This is a genomic window from Saliniradius amylolyticus, from assembly GCF_003143555.1.
Lineage (GTDB): Bacteria > Pseudomonadota > Gammaproteobacteria > Enterobacterales > Alteromonadaceae > Saliniradius > Saliniradius amylolyticus.
Map to the genome: position 1 here is coordinate 685,969 of NZ_CP029347.1, position 16,834 is coordinate 702,802.

At 54.0% G+C, this 16,834-nt stretch carries 13 protein-coding genes; 8 read left to right on the forward strand and 5 right to left on the reverse strand.

The window, feature by feature from the left end; translation table 11 throughout:
* Window positions 1-39: 39 nt before the first annotated feature.
* Window positions 40-1,332, forward strand: a complete 1,293-nt coding sequence (locus HMF8227_RS03315; protein ID WP_109338826.1) for an NCS2 family permease — start codon at window positions 40-42, stop codon at window positions 1,330-1,332.
* Between the two features lie 91 nt (window positions 1,333-1,423).
* Here HMF8227_RS03315 and HMF8227_RS03320 read toward each other — a convergent pair whose 3' ends face one another.
* A complete protein-coding gene (locus HMF8227_RS03320) occupies window positions 1,424-1,984 on the reverse strand; it encodes a phosphoribosyltransferase (protein WP_109338827.1) in 561 nt (186 codons plus the stop codon).
* Window positions 1,985-2,178: 194 nt separating this feature from the next.
* On the opposite strand from HMF8227_RS03320, the gene HMF8227_RS03325 reads away from it, so the two are divergent.
* The 4 genes from HMF8227_RS03325 to HMF8227_RS03340 all read left to right on the forward strand — a co-directional run bounded on the left by HMF8227_RS03325 (window position 2,179) and on the right by HMF8227_RS03340 (window position 8,428).
* Window positions 2,179-5,829, forward strand: a complete 3,651-nt coding sequence (locus HMF8227_RS03325) for an ATP-binding protein (RefSeq protein ID WP_109338828.1) — start codon at window positions 2,179-2,181, stop codon at window positions 5,827-5,829.
* Window positions 5,826-6,449 carry a condensin complex protein MksE gene (locus HMF8227_RS03330; RefSeq protein ID WP_109338829.1) on the forward strand — a complete coding sequence of 208 codons (624 nt, stop codon included), beginning with the start codon at window positions 5,826-5,828 and terminating at the stop codon, window positions 6,447-6,449. Before HMF8227_RS03325 ends, HMF8227_RS03330 begins: the two co-directional genes overlap by 4 nt.
* Window positions 6,446-7,678, forward strand: coding sequence for a hypothetical protein (locus HMF8227_RS03335; protein ID WP_109338830.1), 1,233 nt, complete (start codon window positions 6,446-6,448; stop codon window positions 7,676-7,678). The genes HMF8227_RS03330 and HMF8227_RS03335 overlap by 4 nt, the downstream gene beginning before the upstream one ends.
* Window positions 7,679-7,975: 297 nt before the next feature.
* Window positions 7,976-8,428: a hypothetical protein gene (locus HMF8227_RS03340; protein WP_109338831.1), complete on the forward strand. Its 453-nt coding sequence runs from the start codon at window positions 7,976-7,978 to the stop codon at window positions 8,426-8,428.
* Between the two features lie 28 nt (window positions 8,429-8,456).
* Here the strand turns inward: HMF8227_RS03340 and HMF8227_RS03345 are convergent, their stop codons facing one another.
* Complete coding sequence (locus HMF8227_RS03345) at window positions 8,457-9,575, reverse strand: serine hydrolase domain-containing protein (RefSeq protein ID WP_109338832.1); 1,119 nt, start codon at window positions 9,573-9,575, stop codon at window positions 8,457-8,459.
* A 312-nt stretch (window positions 9,576-9,887) separates the two neighbouring features.
* Between HMF8227_RS03345 and cspE (HMF8227_RS03350) the strand changes: the two genes are divergently transcribed.
* Both cspE (HMF8227_RS03350) and cspE (HMF8227_RS03355) read left to right on the forward strand, forming a co-directional pair.
* A complete protein-coding gene (cspE, locus tag HMF8227_RS03350) occupies window positions 9,888-10,097 on the forward strand; it encodes a transcription antiterminator/RNA stability regulator CspE (RefSeq protein ID WP_109338833.1) in 210 nt (69 codons plus the stop codon).
* A gap of 325 nt (window positions 10,098-10,422) precedes the next feature.
* Complete coding sequence (gene cspE / locus HMF8227_RS03355) at window positions 10,423-10,632, forward strand: transcription antiterminator/RNA stability regulator CspE (RefSeq protein WP_109338834.1); 210 nt, start codon at window positions 10,423-10,425, stop codon at window positions 10,630-10,632.
* Window positions 10,633-10,700: 68 nt separating this feature from the next.
* Here cspE (HMF8227_RS03355) and HMF8227_RS03360 read toward each other — a convergent pair whose 3' ends face one another.
* From HMF8227_RS03360 to HMF8227_RS03370, 3 genes are all read right to left on the reverse strand, one after another.
* Complete coding sequence (locus HMF8227_RS03360; protein WP_162558479.1) at window positions 10,701-11,561, reverse strand: hypothetical protein; 861 nt, start codon at window positions 11,559-11,561, stop codon at window positions 10,701-10,703.
* 135 nt (window positions 11,562-11,696) lie between these two features.
* The gene (locus tag HMF8227_RS03365; RefSeq protein ID WP_109338836.1) at window positions 11,697-14,807 is read right to left on the reverse strand and encodes an efflux RND transporter permease subunit; all 3,111 of its coding nucleotides are present in this window, start codon (window positions 14,805-14,807) and stop codon (window positions 11,697-11,699) included.
* A complete protein-coding gene (locus HMF8227_RS03370) occupies window positions 14,807-15,856 on the reverse strand; it encodes an efflux RND transporter periplasmic adaptor subunit (RefSeq protein ID WP_109338837.1) in 1,050 nt (349 codons plus the stop codon). Before HMF8227_RS03370 ends, HMF8227_RS03365 begins: the two co-directional genes overlap by 1 nt.
* Window positions 15,857-16,061: 205 nt before the next feature.
* On the opposite strand from HMF8227_RS03370, the gene HMF8227_RS03375 reads away from it, so the two are divergent.
* Complete coding sequence (locus tag HMF8227_RS03375; RefSeq protein WP_109338838.1) at window positions 16,062-16,808, forward strand: glucosaminidase domain-containing protein; 747 nt, start codon at window positions 16,062-16,064, stop codon at window positions 16,806-16,808.
* Window positions 16,809-16,834 lie beyond the last annotated feature (26 nt).

The window sequence follows — 16,834 nt, forward strand, 5'->3', positions numbered from 1 at the left end:
CGCTTATTTTTTCTTCAATGAGTGAATTAAGGGTGAACTATGTTGGAGCGGCTGTTTAACCTGCAGGCCAATGGCACCGATGTTAAAACGGAGGTGTTGGCGGGGCTGACCACTTTCTTAACCATGGCCTACATCATTTTCGTAAACCCATCCATCCTGGCCGAGGCGGGCATGGATGAAGGCGCGGTGTTTGTGGCTACTTGTATCGCCGCTGCTATTGGTTGTCTGATTATGGGCTTTGTGGCCAATTACCCCATTGCCCTTGCACCCGGCATGGGGCTGAACGCTTTTTTCACTTATGGTGTGGTACTGGGTATGGGCCATAGCTGGCAGACGGCCCTGGGCGCAGTATTTTTATCCGGTATCATCTTCTTACTGCTGAGCTTGTTTAAGGTGCGGGAGTGGATTATCAATGCCATTCCCAGGACCTTAAAACTGGGTATCGCCACCGGCATCGGCGCTTTTTTGGCGATGATCGCGCTGAAAAACGCTGGCATTATTGTGGATCATCCGGCCACGCTGGTGGCTTTGGGGGATATCACCGCTTTCGTGCCGCTGATGAGTGTGATCGGCTTTTTTGTGATTGCCGCACTGACTGCCCGTAATCTGCCTGGGGCGGTGATGATCGCCATTCTGCTGATGACGGTCATTGGCATTATGGTGGGGGACGTGGATTACAACGGCATCGTATCGGCGCCGCCCTCGTTAGCCCCCACTTTCCTGCAAATGGACCTGGCGGGCGCCTTCGATGTTGCCATGCTCAGTGTGGTGTTCGCCTTCCTGTTTGTGGATCTGTTCGACACTTCAGGCACTCTCATCGCCGTTACCCAAAAAGCGGGACTGACCGACAAAGACGGCAATGTGGCGCGCATCGGCAAGGCTTTATCCAGTGACAGTATTGCCACACTTTCCGGCGCGGCGCTGGGCACCTCCACCACCACCAGTTATATCGAAAGTGCTGCCGGTGTGGCGGCCGGAGGTCGCACCGGACTGACGGCAGTGGTCGTTGGTGTACTGTTTTTACTGAGCATGTTTTTTGCGCCGCTGGCCGGTATGATCCCAGTTTATGCAACCGCCGGGGCCATCTTCTATGTGGCCATCCTGATGTTGTTTAACCTCAAAAACATTGACTGGAATGATATTACCGAGGCTGCGCCGGTCACCGTGGTGTTGCTGTTTACCCCGCTGACTTTTTCCATTGCCCACGGCATTACCCTGGCCTTTATCACCTACACCTTTACCAAAGCCACTTGCGGCAAGGCCGACGAGGTCAGTAAGAGCGTGTGGTTCTTAACCGCGGTATTTATCGCCAAGATTGTGTGGGTGGGGTAGGGATATTTACATCCTGGCAGATGGCTTGAACCAGACTGCCACATCAATCTGTGCGGATGTGGCAGTCAATCTTCATTATAATATCAAACAGTTACACCAGTAAGTGTTGAATGTCTCTTAACTCTTCCTTACCTTCGATTAGCTCTTCGGCCGTCAGCCCCGACAGTTCGTGAGGGAACACCAGCCATTCGTCGGACTTTTGCACGTAGTAATCGGGCATAATATCTACCTGGCGGGCGGTCTCTTTGTACCAGGGACAGGCAACACGAATATCATGTGGTGTGTTCTTACGGGAGAGAGCCTTAACCTGCTTTATCAGGGCGTCTACGCTGCGACCGGAATCAAACACATCGTCCACAATCAGCAGCTTGTCATCGGCATTGGCGTTTTCAATCAGGTAATGCAGGCCGTGCACCCGAATCTCTTTGGATTGTTTGCCGATGCCGTAATAGCTGGAAGTACGAACGGCAATATGGTCGGTATCCACGCCCTTAAAATCAAAATACTCCTGCACCGCAATGCCGATGGGGGCGCCACCGCGCCAGATGCCGACGATAAAGTCCGGCTTAAAGCCGTCTTTGAGGATCTGATCGGCCAGTAAGAAGGAGTCTTTCAGTAATTCCTGTGAGGTAATAAAGCGTTTTGGGGTCATAAAATCACTACGGCAACTTCATCAATCGCGTTATTGTACCTGAGGATCTAACAGAGGTCCCGCGCGCCATTTTCCGGTATTGAGTCAGTATCATTGAACTCGGATAATCAGTAAAATTACGCCACTAAGAAAGATTACCGCCCAGACGAAGGTGCGGACTCGGGCCGCTTAGCCCATCAATAGCAAGGAATTCTATGGCCGGATTACAACGCATTATCCTCGTCGCTACTCACTTACCGGGGGTGGTGGAGCTGAAGCTCGACGGCCACACCAATGTGTGTGGCACCAATGCCTCGGGTAAGACCACACTGCAGCGCCTTATCCCGGTGTTTTACGGTGAACTGCCCAGTAAGGTGGTGCCCCGAACCCGTAAAAAATTCAGCGAATTTTATCTGCCCCACAACAACAGCTACCTGATCTACGAATATCAGCGCGAAGATGGTCGCACCTGCCAGGCGGTGGTTATGCCGAAAGACAGCGATTCGGTACAGTACCGTTTCGTGGATGGCCCCTTCGAACCTGAACAGGTGCTGGTGAAAGAGGGCGACGGCCATGTGGCGCTGACGCCGGATAAGTGGTTGCAGCGGTTGAAAGCGCTGGATTTGGATTACTCCAATAAGATCCATTCCACCAGTGAATATCGCAGTGTGATCCAAAACGATGCCAGCGTGGGGCGCGCTAACAGTCGTGACAATACCCGGCTGCGCCAGCTCGCCGCCCGCTATAGTCTGGTCAGCCCGACCCGGCGCATTCGCCATATGGAAAAGCTGGTCAGTGCGGTGCACGCCAAAGAGGGCAAGATGGATACCCTGCGTACCATGCTGGCGGCCATTTTCGAAGAGGACGGCCTGGTGCAGCCCGCCACTCAGGTGCGCAGCGCTAAGGTGCGCGAATGGATAAGCCAGATGCGCCAGAGCCGTCGCCTGTCCGGTTTGCATGAAGATTTCCACCGGCTAAAACAGCAGGCCGAGGAAATGGTGCGCCTGGAGCAGCAGCTTTATCAGTTAAAGCCCTTGCTGGGATCGGACTTTCAGCGCCTGAAGACCGAGCGCGCCGATGACGACAAGCGGCTTAAGGATTTAAAGGAGCAGCTTAGTCAGCGTAAGCAGCAGTATCAGGATCAAAGCGACAGCATTCACGATAAGAGCAGTGAGATCGGTGCCGAACTGAGCACTACGGAAAAGCAGCTAGAGTGGTTACAAAGCCAGTATGACCGTTATCTGGACGCGGACATGGAAGGACTGGCGCAGGACGTGGAGTCTTTGCCAGTCTGGCGGGATAACCTGCAGCATAAGGAAGAGCAGCATCGCCTGTTGTTGGAGCAGCATCAGGATATGGAACGGGAGTTACTGGCGCAGAAAACCAAACTCGCCGATGCTCTGGAGCGACTGCGGGCCAGGCACGAAGCCAGTATCGCCGATATCGAACAGAACAAGGAAGCGCTGCGTCACGCTCAACACGATAAAGAACAAACCCTGCGCAATGACTATGAGCAGCGCCGCAGCGATCAGCAACAGCAGTTTGAACAGGTGCTGACCGAACTGCAACGCCAGCGTCTGGAACAGGAAAATCAGGCTAACCAGCCGCAGTTGACCGAATCCGAGCAGGAGCAGATGGCGCAGGCCGAGGAGCGCCTGGAACAGTTACAGCAACTCTGGCAGCAGGCGCTGGAAGCCAAGGACAGCGCCGAGCGGCAGTGGCAAAAAGCCAGAACTGAGCGTGAGCGCTGCGATCAGGCGCTGAATGACGCACGCCAACGGGCCCGGCAGGCCCGTGACAGGCTCAATGTCCTGGAAAATCAACTAAAGCCTGCCGAGGGCAGCTTGCGCCAGTATTTGCGCGAACATATGGACGGCTGGGAGCACCGCCTGGGTAAGGTGATCCACGCGCCCTTGCTGGAGCGCAAAGATCTGGCTCCTGAGGTGTTGGCGTCGGCAGACGAGACCCTTATGGGCCTGAAGCTGGAACTGGGGGCCATTGATCTGCCCGATTATGCTCAGGATGAAGCTACCCTTAAGCAGCGTCTGACTCAGGCTAAGGAGCAGTTGGCCCACTGCCTGCAGGTAGAGGCGGAGGCCGAAGAAAAGCTGCAGCAGGCTCATGAATTGGCAGAGCAACAGCGAGCGGTGGTGGACGATTGTCTTCACCGTCAGCAGCAGGCCAAAGATGATATGGGTTATGCCCGCGATGCTCGCCAGCGCTTGCAGCAGGAACATAAGCAGCGCTTAAAACAGCGCCGTGAACAGGCCGAGCAGGAGGTTAAACGCCTGCACCAGCAGCTCGAACAAAAGCAACAGGAGCAAGCCGAGACCCTGAGTCAGCTCAAGCAAGACTTTCAGCAGCAATTGCTGGAATATCAAAGCGGTTGGCAGGCCGAGCTCGATCAGCAGGATGACAAGATCCGCCACCTAAGGGCACAGGTTGAGGATAAGCGCCAGCAGAACGCGCAGCAGATGACCGAGTTGGAAGCGGCTTTTAATCAGCAACTGGCAGAGCAGGATATTGACCCTAAAACTCTCAGTGACCTGAAACAGGCCATTGCCGAGTTGCAGCGGCACATTCAGCAAATCGCCGAACGCCAGGATGAGCTGAGCGCCTACCGGCGTTTTATGCAGGTGGAATGGCAGCAGCGGCCCGAGCTGTTGGATAAGGAATCGGGCCTGCGCCACCAGTTGCAGCAGTTAAAGCAACAAAAGCGAAGCCTGAGGGATGAATTCGAGGCCTTTAAGATCGACTTTAACCGGCAAAAGCAGACTCTGGATGAACGCATCGAACACCATGGCCGGTTGCTGTTCGAGCTGGAGCCACTGCTAAAACAGTTAGGGGCTTTGACCCTCACGCCCGCCAGTACAAAGGACAAGATGGACAGCGGCGATCAGGCCGAACGCATCAGCCGCTGTAACGAAGCCCTGGGGGTGCGTCACCGCCTGGAGCGGCAGTTAAAGGACGCGCTGACCGAATTTGAAAATCAACTGACCCGGGATGCGGGCAAAGACTTTTTGGATACCCTGGAGCACGGCCTGGCCGATTTAGGCGAGGATGCCAGCGTCAATCAGCGCCTGACCGTATTTGAGCGGCTGTTGCAGATTCTTGAATCCCGTACCCGCCAGATTGTGGAGCAGGGCGAGACCATCGGCGGCGACCTGCATAACTTCTTTACCGTGTTTGCCGACATTAACCGTAGGATTGCCAGTCAGTCTAAACGCCTTACCGACGAGGTGGCCGACGACCTGACTCTGGATGGCATCCATCGCTCCGAGGTGCGCATTGTCTCCACCGTGGATGAGCTTAACTTCTGGCAGCCGCTACAGGTTTTTGCCAGGGCCTGGAAACAGTGGCGAGAGTCGGGCCGGGAGATGCCCGACGAGGCCTATCTGGAAGCGCTGGGCGATGTGGTGGATGTATTACCGTCCGACGCGCGCTTTAATATCGAGTCTTTACTGCGACTGGAGCTGCGCCTGAACGAAGGTGGCTCGGATCTGGTGATCAAAAATGATCGTCAGTTGCTGGAGTCCTCCAGTCATGGCATGGCCTATCTTATTTTGTGTAAATTCCTGCTGGCCTTTACCCGACTGTTAAGGGGCCAGGCCGAAGTGGGCATTCACTGGCCCATCGACGAAATCGGCACCCTGGCCTATCACAATGTGGAGAAGCTGTTTAATGCCTGTGACGCCAACGGCATCTGCATTATGGGCGCCTTCCCCAACCCGGAATCGGATGTGTTAATGCTGTTCCGACATCGTTATCTGATCGATAAGGAAAAACGGCAGCTACAGCAGATCCAGCCTAAGGTCAGCCCCATTCGCGAAAAACTTAAGGCCCGACAGCAGGAGGTGAGCGCATGATGGAACACGGCCCCTTACTGGAACGCTTGCTGGCCGGTGACTTTATCTGTGCGGTTACCGACGAGCATCATTTTCATAAGTTGCAGCGCGATGCCTTGCGCGAGCAGCTTAATGACTATCTAAAACCTTTAAACCGGCGCATTGCCTGTTCGGAAGACGGCAGTGTGTATTTTCTGGCGTATGACCAGATAACGCCCGAGGCCAGAGAGGCCCTCAGTCAGCAATTTAGCCAGACCCTGCAGTCTCTGCTGCCCATGCTGGAGTGGATGCAATTGGTGCAGGAGGCGCTGGGTAAAGATGGTGCCCTGACGGCAGGCGATACCATCAAGCTGCAGGAGTTTTCCATGAAGGTGGAAGACAACCGCTCCTTGCGCCAGCGCCTGCAATCTCTGGTGGCCGAGCGCCTGTTTAAATCCACCAGTGACAAGAGCGACCAGCAGATCAAGCAGCTGTTCAAGCGCATCTGCGAACTGGGCTATCTGAGCCAGCCTCATAAAGATCGCTTGTATTTTGTGGTGACCGGCAAGATAGAACACCTTATTGAACTGGTACGCTTTATCAAAGACGAGGAGCACCTGCCGCTGGATGATCCAGAACCTCAGCAGGAGAGCATGTTGTGAGCGAGGTGGGCAGCCTGTTTCAACTGGGGCGCCAGCGCCTGGCGCTGATTGGTCGGCATACGGATTTGCTGATGAAGGCCTACCTCAATGGCTATGTGGATGAAACCGCTTTGTCGGAAAAGGCCTTACAGAGCCTTATCGAAGCGCGCATCCTCTATCGGCCCGACGAGTACTCACCGCTGATACTAAAGTCGGTGGTCAGCGAGCTGGTGGCTTCCCTGGTGCAGGATGAGCGCAAGCGTCAGCTTAACGCCGATGTGGCCGAGCATCTGGATCAGATCCGCACCCGGGTGCATCAATATCGTCATGCCCGGGCCAAGGGGGACTTTGTGGCTGGTGAGCACCATATGCAGCTGCTCACCGAACGGGTGCATGATATGCACGGTCAGTTTGGCGAGGCCATCGAAAGCCTGTGGCACCGGCTGAATACGGAATTTGGTTTTGTCAGCAGCCTGGATGACAAGATCGGCGAGATTGAACTGGCGCAAAAGCAGCTCAGAAGGTTGTTGGATGGCTTCGAGGCGGTGGATTTTGACGAGCTGATCGAGCTGGCAGGTTCCGATGGCGGCCTGCGTAAGCTGTTGGTGACCCGCTTACAATCCCGGTTGTCTGAGCACTCAGCCTCGCTACTGGAAGTGCAAAAGCGATTGGTGGAGCTGATGGCGCGTTTTCGTCGCCAGCAACATCGTGCCCAGCTAATCAGTCGGATGGCGTCCTTCTTGCGCCAGCATCCGGGCTTTGAGGTGGGGGATTACCCCTATCGCAGTCAGGTGCCCGAACTGATTAATCAGGCCGCGCCATTGAAACCCGCCGCCGCCACGGCGCTGGATCGCCCTCAGGACGAAGCCGTGCTGGCCCACATTGCCCGTTCTATACCCAGACCCACGACAGGTACAGAGCCTGAGGCCAGTACCGAGACTATTGAGGTACGCGCCCCGGCCACCATTCAAAGTGCTCACAAGCAACTGGTGGCCGATGTGGAAAGCTTCTTTATGGCGGTGATCGATTCTGGCCGCGATAGCGCACTGGATTATCTGGCACGCCAGCAGCTGGAATGGGACGCCGAGATCTGGCTGTTTCAGGTGATCGCGCTTTACGAAGGCATGAACAGAGAAGACAAGGCCGCCTTTGTGTTGGACAAAGCGCCGGGGCAGGCCCCTGACTGGCAAAGCCTGGGCGTGATCCAGGATGTACATTTGCATGTGCCGTTGATGGGTGAAGCTCAGTAATTGGCCATCAATCTGGGCATAAGGGTTCTGGGCCATCGCTGGTGCAACTACTGCTGAAGCGAGGACCATTGCCATAAAAAGCCTGTCTAAACTCATGGGCCGCCTTTTCTGTCAATGTATTTGCACACTGACTGGTGAGCAGTAGCGCAGGCTGCGCGGCATTTATGGCTACCTCAACTCCGCTAGTTAAAGACAGTATCAATTTGTTTGTTTTGGGGACGAATAGTGTTTCAGCAAAGCTCTTCTATACTTTGCTGACTTATCACATGTTGTGATGAGCCTACAGGAGACAAAGTGATGAAAACCACGATCTTTGCTCTTGGTTTGCTGCTTCTGTGCGGTACTGCAACAGCCAACGCGCAACAACTGGAAGTTTACAAAGACTATGAGCCCGGCTCCCAAATCATCATGATGACCACGGTGAAGGTGGACCCGAATATGACCGACCTGTATCTGGCCGGTATTAGAGACACCTGGGTGAAAGCGGTCCGGATGCAAAAGGAAATGGGGTACATCAAGGACTGGAAGATCTTGAGCAGTGACTTGCCCTTAGCCGGTGACTTCAATCTGGTGTTAATGGTGACCTTTGAGAAGGCGAGCGACTTAGAGCCTAACAAAGAGCGCTACCAAGCCTTTATGAAGCAATGGGGTGAGGCGAACCGCAAGCGTTCTGAGGAACTGGTAAAGACGTATCCCGAGGTTCGTACTCTCACCGGAGAATATCGTCTCAGGGAAGTTATGATGAAATAGTCATAAGCGAGGCACCGGCCTCGCTTTTTCAGGCTGCGGTATCCTCTCGTATCAGGTTGGCATCGTAGTGGCCCACCACATCCAGAATCAGGGTGTTGACCAGATCCCACCAATGTTCTCCTTCCTTTGCATAACCATTGGCAGCCACCACCATAGTGACTCCGACCGACTCAATATGCACCAGTATGCTTTTATATCCGCTCAGAGTGCCGGTATGGCCGTAGTGAACCACACCATAATCATTCCACAGACGAGTGCCGAGTCCGTAAGCCTCGTTAAACGGTGTGGGTTTAAGCAGCGCTTGGGTGTGTGCCGGGCTTAACAGATTACCGTTATAGATCTGATGACCGAGGCGGGCCAGTTCCAGTGGCTGGCCGACAAAGTTACCGGCAGCGCCAATCGCGTCGCGGTGGTACTCATAGGCCCGTTCGTTTTCGGCCAGATCCAGCACCGGAATACCGGCATTACTAAAATCGTCCGGGAAGACATGATGAACCCCCGTGGGCTTGCCGATAAACTGCTCAAATAATTGGCTCAGAGGCTGACCGGTGGCGTTTTCCAGCACTTCTCCCAATACGTAGAAGCCAGTGTTGGAGTAGCTGTAATCGCTGCCGGGGGCAAAGTCTGGACCCGCTTCGACGGCGTAACTGAGAATCTCGTTCAGTGTCCAGCGCTTATTCGGGTTATCCAGAGCGCGGCTGAAAAAATCATTATCTCCATTGATGTAGTCATACAGACCGGCGGTGTTGGCCATCAATTGCTCAACGGTAATGGCTTCGGAGTCAGGTAACGGGCCTAAATCTACATAGTCGGTAGCTGAGTCACTCAGCATCAGAGGGGTTTGTTCGATAAGCTTTAAGGCCAGTACCGAGGTCAGATGCTTAGAAATGCTTGCCAGCCGAAACCGATGGTAAGGCTGAAGTGCCTCGCCGGTATGCACATTAGCGACGCCACGGGTGAGTGTGATTTCGTGTTGATGAGGCGTGATTAAGGCCAATGACACGCCGGGTACTTGTAACCGGGGAAAATGGCTGTCCAGTGACTGTTGTAGCCTTTGTTTTAGAGTGCCAGGGTCTTGATTCTGCTGGAAAAAAAAGATTAAGGAAATAACCAGCAGGGTAATCAGAGATATTCTTGTTATTCTCATTTCTGGAATACTTTATTTGTTTAGCCTAAGGGTATGTGTGTCGAAGCGACATGGCAAGTCATCGATACGGGCCTTAAAAATAAAAGTGAGAAAAAGGTATCGCTAAGCTTAAAAACTGTTATAGTGCGCCCTGGCCTAAGGTCAGATATTTATATTGTTTTGTTCTTCGCTTCATGTCTATAGAGCTACATCCGCTGTCAAACAGCACCTGTATGTCGTTTCTCTCATAAGCCGCACACGCAACATAAGTAACTCGAACACCAGGCTTTAATGCGCAATTTCGCGCCGAATTTTATTTTATGAGGAAGACACATGTCTCAATCTACCGGTACTGTTAAGTGGTTCAACGAAGATAAAGGTTTTGGTTTTATTACTCAGGACGACGGCGGTAAGGACGTATTCGTTCATTTCCGTTCTATCCAGGGTGACGGTTTCAAGACTCTGGCTGAAGGCCAGGCAGTAACCTTCACTGTTGAACAAGGCCAAAAAGGTCTGCAGGCGGCTAACGTAGTTCCGGCGTAACGTCGAACGCGATTAGCGAGTCTGAAGAAAAAGCGAGCTACGGCTCGCTTTTTTGTGTTCAAAATTCGCCACGGAAGTGACTGAGTGTCATACAAATTTAATCAAAATATTGCTAGTTTTCTGCTCAAGCCGTGCTAGTATTGCTTTCGGCCTCTGGTCGGAACTATCTACAGTGTTATTGCTTCATCGTAACCTCAAGATTTGCTCTGCAATTCGGAACACGCGTTTTTAAGCTACACCCTAAGATACATCCCCGGACCGTCGTAGAGGCTGAATGGAAGCGTGAAAACGCGATTGTTTAATTTTAGAAATATTGAGGTCAAAGATGTCTCAGACAACTGGCACTGTAAAGTGGTTTAACGAAGACAAAGGTTATGGTTTCATCACTCAGGATAATGGCGGTAAGGACGTATTCGTTCACTTCCGTGCTATCCAGGGCGACGGTTTCCGTACTCTGAAAGAAGGTCAAAAAGTGACTTTCGACGTTGAAGAAGGTCAAAAAGGCCTGCAAGCAGCAAACGTTAACGCTGCTTAATTAACGCTCTGTCGTTAAAACCAAAAAGCGAGCCGAGGCTCGCTTTTTTTGTGTCTGAGCTTTGAGTATCAGGCTCGTTGGCGCACCAAAATTAATCCCACTAATCCTAAGCCGAGCAGGAGTACAGATTGTGGTCCTGGAACGCTGACCGCAAAGCGGCTCTCGCTGTATTGGGAGTAGGGCTCGTCCCCGACTAATAAATCGCGATTATTGTACGCCCAGTTGTCCATATTTAAAGCGAAATCAAAGGCATAGAAGCCAGCATTTGTATCCGTTGTATTTTCAAATACCCCTGACAATGAGCCAGTGACGCTTGCCGGATCACCATTGGCAACGATCCACCCTCCTTGCTCGCTACCCTGTAACCCAGTTGCCGTAAGCATCACATTTAACGAGTGGAAAAGACCACTGTCATCAACGTTACCCGGCGCGCTTAAGCGGCTGTAGGTGTCGGCATATGCAGCATTGCTGACATCCAGCAGGTAGTCGAACTGAGTCCAGTGGGTGCCATCAAAGTTGCTGAACTGATACTGGCTTTGGGAGGTGTAACCGTTTTCAGTGCTAAGGGGATCGTTGTAGTTGTAATACTGCATAAAACCAGCACCGGTGTTGCCATGGGTATTGCCCCAACCTGCGCCCCTTGGATTGCCTTGATCATCCACGGCGGTCGAAAACCACCAGGAGCCCATGGCGACAGCATGGTCTATATCGTTGATCTGAGCATTATTACTGGCGCTCAGGTAGAGGTCTCTCTTGCTGATCGAGATTTCATCAACGATTGTGGTTAAATCAGCATCCGCATAGCGTGTTACTGTGCCCTCATAACCGAACCGGGCCGACTCAATCCACCCTGATGACATAAAACCTGCCTGAGCTGTGGCGGCGCAAAATCCCAACGCTACCGATATGGTTACTGCTGTTTTTCTCATAACTATTCCTCGTCGTGTCGAATAAACGAGGGGGGCTTAAGCAGGGTTAATACCAGGTTTTTAACTTATTGAATTATAATGATTTTCTCATCGACTTTCATGAGCGAATTGACAAAGTGTAAAAAAATCAGACAGTTAGTGTTGAATGTCCACGGCGGCCTGCATTTCTTCTTCCAGCTTGGCGCTTTCGTCGGCTCTGGGTTTGGTTAGCCGGGCCAGAGCCAGGTAAACCACCGGCGTCAGATAGAGGGTAAAGAGCACCGCCAGACCCAAGCCGCCGAAGACAACCCAGCCGATGGCATTACGAGCTTCGGCACCGGCGCCGGTGGACAAGATCAGCGGCAGACTGCCGAAGATGGTAGAGATCAAGGTCATAGCAATAGGCCGCAGGCGGATCTGAGCGGCATTTTCTACCGCTTCACGCACCGATAATCCTTTGTCTCTGAGCTGGTCGGCAAATTCCACCAAGAGGATGGCATTTTTGGCCAGCAAACCTATCAGCATCACCAGTCCAATCTGGGAATAGATATTGATGGACGTACCGGTTAAAAACAACGCAAGCAGGGCTGCGGCTATGCCGAAGGGCACAGTAATCATCACCACTACGGCACTATTGACGCTCTCAAACTGAGCGGCCAAAACCAAAAGCACAATAATAAAGGCCAGAACATAGGTGAGCGTGACTTGCTGAGCCGTTTCCTCGTAGGCTTCTGCTTCTCCCTGGAAAATCAGGCCAACGCCGTCGGGCAGGCTTTCCTGAGCCAGGCTACGCAGTTGCTCTACCGCCTGTTCGATAGGAACATCCGCGGGGAGTTCCATATCGATCTCGATGGCGCGACGCTGGGCATGGCGTTCCAGTTCAGCCGCCACTCCTTCCTCGGAAATGGAGGCCAGGCTGGACAGGGGAATAAGATTCCCGTCCCGGGAACCGACATAGAGATTGCTCAGATCCGATGGGTCGTTCACCAGACTGCGGTTAGCCTGCAACATGATGGGGATCGATTGGTCCCCCACATTGAGGTCGGCGATGTCATCACCATTGATGGCGGCGCGTAATGTGGTGGCAATATCGCTCAGAGGTACCTTGAGTTCCTCGGCCCGCTGGCGGTCAATATTCACTCTGAGCTGGGGCTGAGTAGGCTGGTAGGAAATATCCGGCGTGCCTAATTCGGGTAACTGTCGTTCGATTTCAGCGCTAAACTGCTTGGCCGCCTCAAAGATGCCCTCGTAGGTTTCGCCGGTCAGTGCCAACTCCAGACCGCCACCTTGCCCACGCAGGTTAAGACTATTGGAGCCAAAGGCCCGGGCCGGAGCGCCGGGGATGTCGCCCAGGGGGCCGCGGATCTCATTGATGATCTCTTGCTGGGACTTATCCCGCTCGCTCCAGGGCTTTAACGGCACGCGAATAAACACAATGTTCGGGTCCCATTGGCCTACAACCGTATAGATTGACTCAATATTGCCGCCACCATCGCCTTGAGCGTAGGGCAGCAGTACTTGCTCCATCTTTTGGGCCTGGCGGTCCATAAAGTTCAGGCCCACACCATCAGGCCCCCGGGCAAATACGCGTATGTTGCCCCGATCTTCGGTGGGCAGCAGTTGATTTTCCAGTTGAGGGTAGAGACTGGCCGCGCCAATGGCCGCCACCAGACAAAGGGCGAAGCTTAGCCAGGCGTGATCCAGCACCCAGTGCAGCGAGCGTTTGTAAATCCCAAGTAGCCATTGGCCCAGGCGAGCCAAGGCCCCATTGTCCTGTTGCTTCTTCAGGGGCAAACGCGCCGTCAGAGCCGGAACGATGGACAAGGCCACAAATGAGGAGATGATCACCGCCCCGGCCAATACGCCGCCGAACTCCCGGAACAAACGTCCGGCCGTTGAAGGCAGAAAAGCGATGGGGATAAATACCGCCGCCAGTACCGCCGTGGTGGCGACCACAGCAAAAAATACTTCCCGGGTACCGATCACAGCGGCCGCGCGCGAACCGAGTCCCATGGACCGGCGGCGCTGAATGTTTTCCGACACTACGATGGCGTCATCCACGATAAGCCCGGTGGCCAGCACCAGAGCCAGTAAGGTCAGTATGTTGATGGAAAAGCCCATCAGCCAGATAACCCCGATGGCACCCATGAGTGCCACTGGAATCGATAAAGCCGGAATAATGGTAGCCCGGCCCGAGCCGATAAACAGCCATAGCGTGACGATCACCAGCAAGATGGTAAAGGCCAGCGAGGTAATCACCTGTTCCACCGAGTTACGGATAAACAGGGCGTCATCGGAGGTGACGCGGATATCCACCTCTGGGAAGCGCTTATCCAGCAGCGACACCATGGCTAAGACTTCATCGGAAATCTCAATGGTATTGGAGCTGGCCTGGCGAATAACACCGACACCGATAACGGTTTTGCCATCCAACCGCACCATAGAACGGGCATCGGCAGGGCCAAAATACACATCGGCCACATCGCCGACACGAATGCCCTCTTTTATCACGATGGCCTTAACCTGCTCGGCGGTTACCGAAGTCGCATCGGCGCGCACAATTAGCTGCTGATCGGTGGAGCGCAGACTGCCGGCCGGAACATCGAAGGGGGCCTGACGTAATACACCGGCCACATCGGTGACGGACAGATTGTAGCTGGTCAGTTGCAGTGGATCTAAGATGACTCGGAGAACCCGCTCACGGTCGCCATCCAGGCGCACATCGGCCACCCCGGGAATGCTGAGAAACAGCGGCGCAATGTCCGTTTCCACCCGCTCGGTCAGGCTTTCCAAATTCAGGCTGTTGCTGGAAATGGCCAGGCTGACCACTGACTGGGCGTCGTTGTCGGCCTTAACGATGGACACCCGTTCTACCTCTTCGGGTAGCTCTCGTTGCAAGCGGGCAACCGACTCGCGGGTCTCGTTGGCGGCATCGTCGATGTTGGTTCCGGGGCGAAATTCCACCACGATGCGAGCGCTGTTCTCTTCCGACTGGGCGCGGATCGATTTTACCCCGCTTACCCGCGCCACTGCTCCCTCGAGACGACTGGTGACTTCAGTATCAACGGTCTCCGGTGAAGCGCCGGGGAAGCTGGCGCTGACAGTCAGTAACGGGCGGTCCACATCTGGCAGCTCGCGCACTTCCACGCCGTTAACCGCAGCAAAGCCTGCAATGATGATCAAAAGGTTCAGCACCACGATCAGCACCGGTCGGCGGATCGACAGTGACGGCAGATCGCTGGTTTGCAGTTGTTGTTGCAGGCTCATCAGTAATTACCCTTGCGACTGTCATTCGCAGTAGGCTGACGATAGGCAATGGCCTGGCCTGCCCGCACGTTTTGTACGCCTTCGGTGATCAGCAGATCGTCAGCCTGCACATCAGCATCCACTAATACCCGGCCTCGCAGGCGCTGTTTAATGTTCACATCCACTCGGTGCGCTTCGCCGTCGTCGGCCAGCCAGATATAGGCCCCTGTGGCATCCCACAGCAATGCGGCTTCCGGAACCACGATATATCGTTCACCCTCAATACTCAGGTTGACCCGAAAGCTCATTCCGGGACGAAATGCATCGTCGGCATTGTTGAGCAGGGCACGGGCGCTAACGGTACGGGTATCGCTGTTAATTCTGGAGTCCAGTTGGACTAACCGGGCCGACATCTGCTGCTCAGGAGCATGCCAGGGGGTCATTGTTAGGCGGGGTTTCTGATTGAGCAGACCAAATGCCGATTCGGGCGCTTCAAAATTAACGTACAGGTTATTGCGCTGATCGATGGACGTAATCGCGGTATCTGGACCAATGCGGTCGCCTACCTCCACCTCAGTCAGGCCTACAACGCCATCAAAAGGGGCCCGTACACGACGGTCCTCTAAGGCTACCCGAGCCGCTTCAACCGCGACTTGAGCCAGGTCCCGCTGGGTAATGGCATCGTCCAGTTCACTCTGAGGAATGGCACCCCGCTCGCGACTGTCAGACAGGCGTTTGACCCGGCGTTCGGCATCGCTTAGTACGATGCGCGCACGTTTGAGTGCTGCCTGTTCGACCCGGGCGTCCAGGGCCAGCAGAATATCTTCTTTTGCTACAGTCTGACCAGGCTCGAAGTTAACCGTGACCACTCGCTCGGCCACGGCAGGGTAGAGTGTCACCGACTGCAGTGCTTCGGCAGTGCCAACCACATCCACACGTTTCTGCTGTCGCTCAAAATGAATCTCCGATACCACGACCTGAGTCGGCGGACGCTGACCGCGGTCCTGGGCCAATCCGGTAAATGAAAGGGTTGTGAGTAAAGCGCAAGCTAGCCCGCGAAGGATGGGCATTGATAGTCCTGAATTCATATTTATTGGTGGCTTCGAATACGTTGATAAAGGCACAGGCGATCAGTGTAAGTGAGCCAGCATCCAGGCCGGAATCGTTAAGATTATGATCGCATTGAATGATTTGACCATACACTATACTAAGTGAATGAAACGGAGGCACGGCATTGAACGTTTTTTACCTGCCGCCGAACGAATTGGAGTGTTTATGAAGAAAGGGTTAACGATCTTGTTGGTGTTGGCGGTGGTCGTGGCGTCAGCGGTCTGGCTGAGTCAAAGCGTTCCTTCAGCGCCGGACTTCACGCAGTACGAAGCCGGAGAGGAGCGCAAGCAGGTTTTCTTCAACTATTTTCTGCCGTTGGTGCGCGAGCACAATGCCACCATTCGTGAGCGCCGTAGTCAGATTCAACAATGGGCCGACAGCCAGGAGCTTAGCTGGTGGGATGAGCGCACCTTGAATGAATGGCTTGAGATGTACCGGGTAGAGGATTTTGACCCTGAACAGCCCGATGACTGGCAGCGCTTGCTGCGCAAGGTCGATATCGTGCCCCCGTCTTTGGCGTTGGCGCAGGCGGCTAATGAGAGTGCCTGGGGGACTTCCCGCTTCGCTCGCAAGGCCAATAATTACTACGGCCAATGGTGTTTTAGTGATGGCTGCGGCCTGGTGCCGCAAAGTCGTGATGCAGGCGCCAATCACGAAGTGGCAGCGTTCGACTCGCCGCAACAGTCGGTGCAGCGTTACATGCTCAATCTCAATCGTCATCACGCCTATCAGGAGTTACGCCAAATACGCGCGCAATTGAGAGCCAAGGACAAACCCATAACTGGGCTGGTGCTGGCCGAAGGGTTACAAAGTTACTCTGAGCGGGGCCAGGAATACATCGACGAGTTACGTTCCATGATCCGTTATAACGAACTGGATGAGTATGATCATCAAAACTTAGCGGCCCGATAGGTTATAACCACTGAAAATCAGTTAGT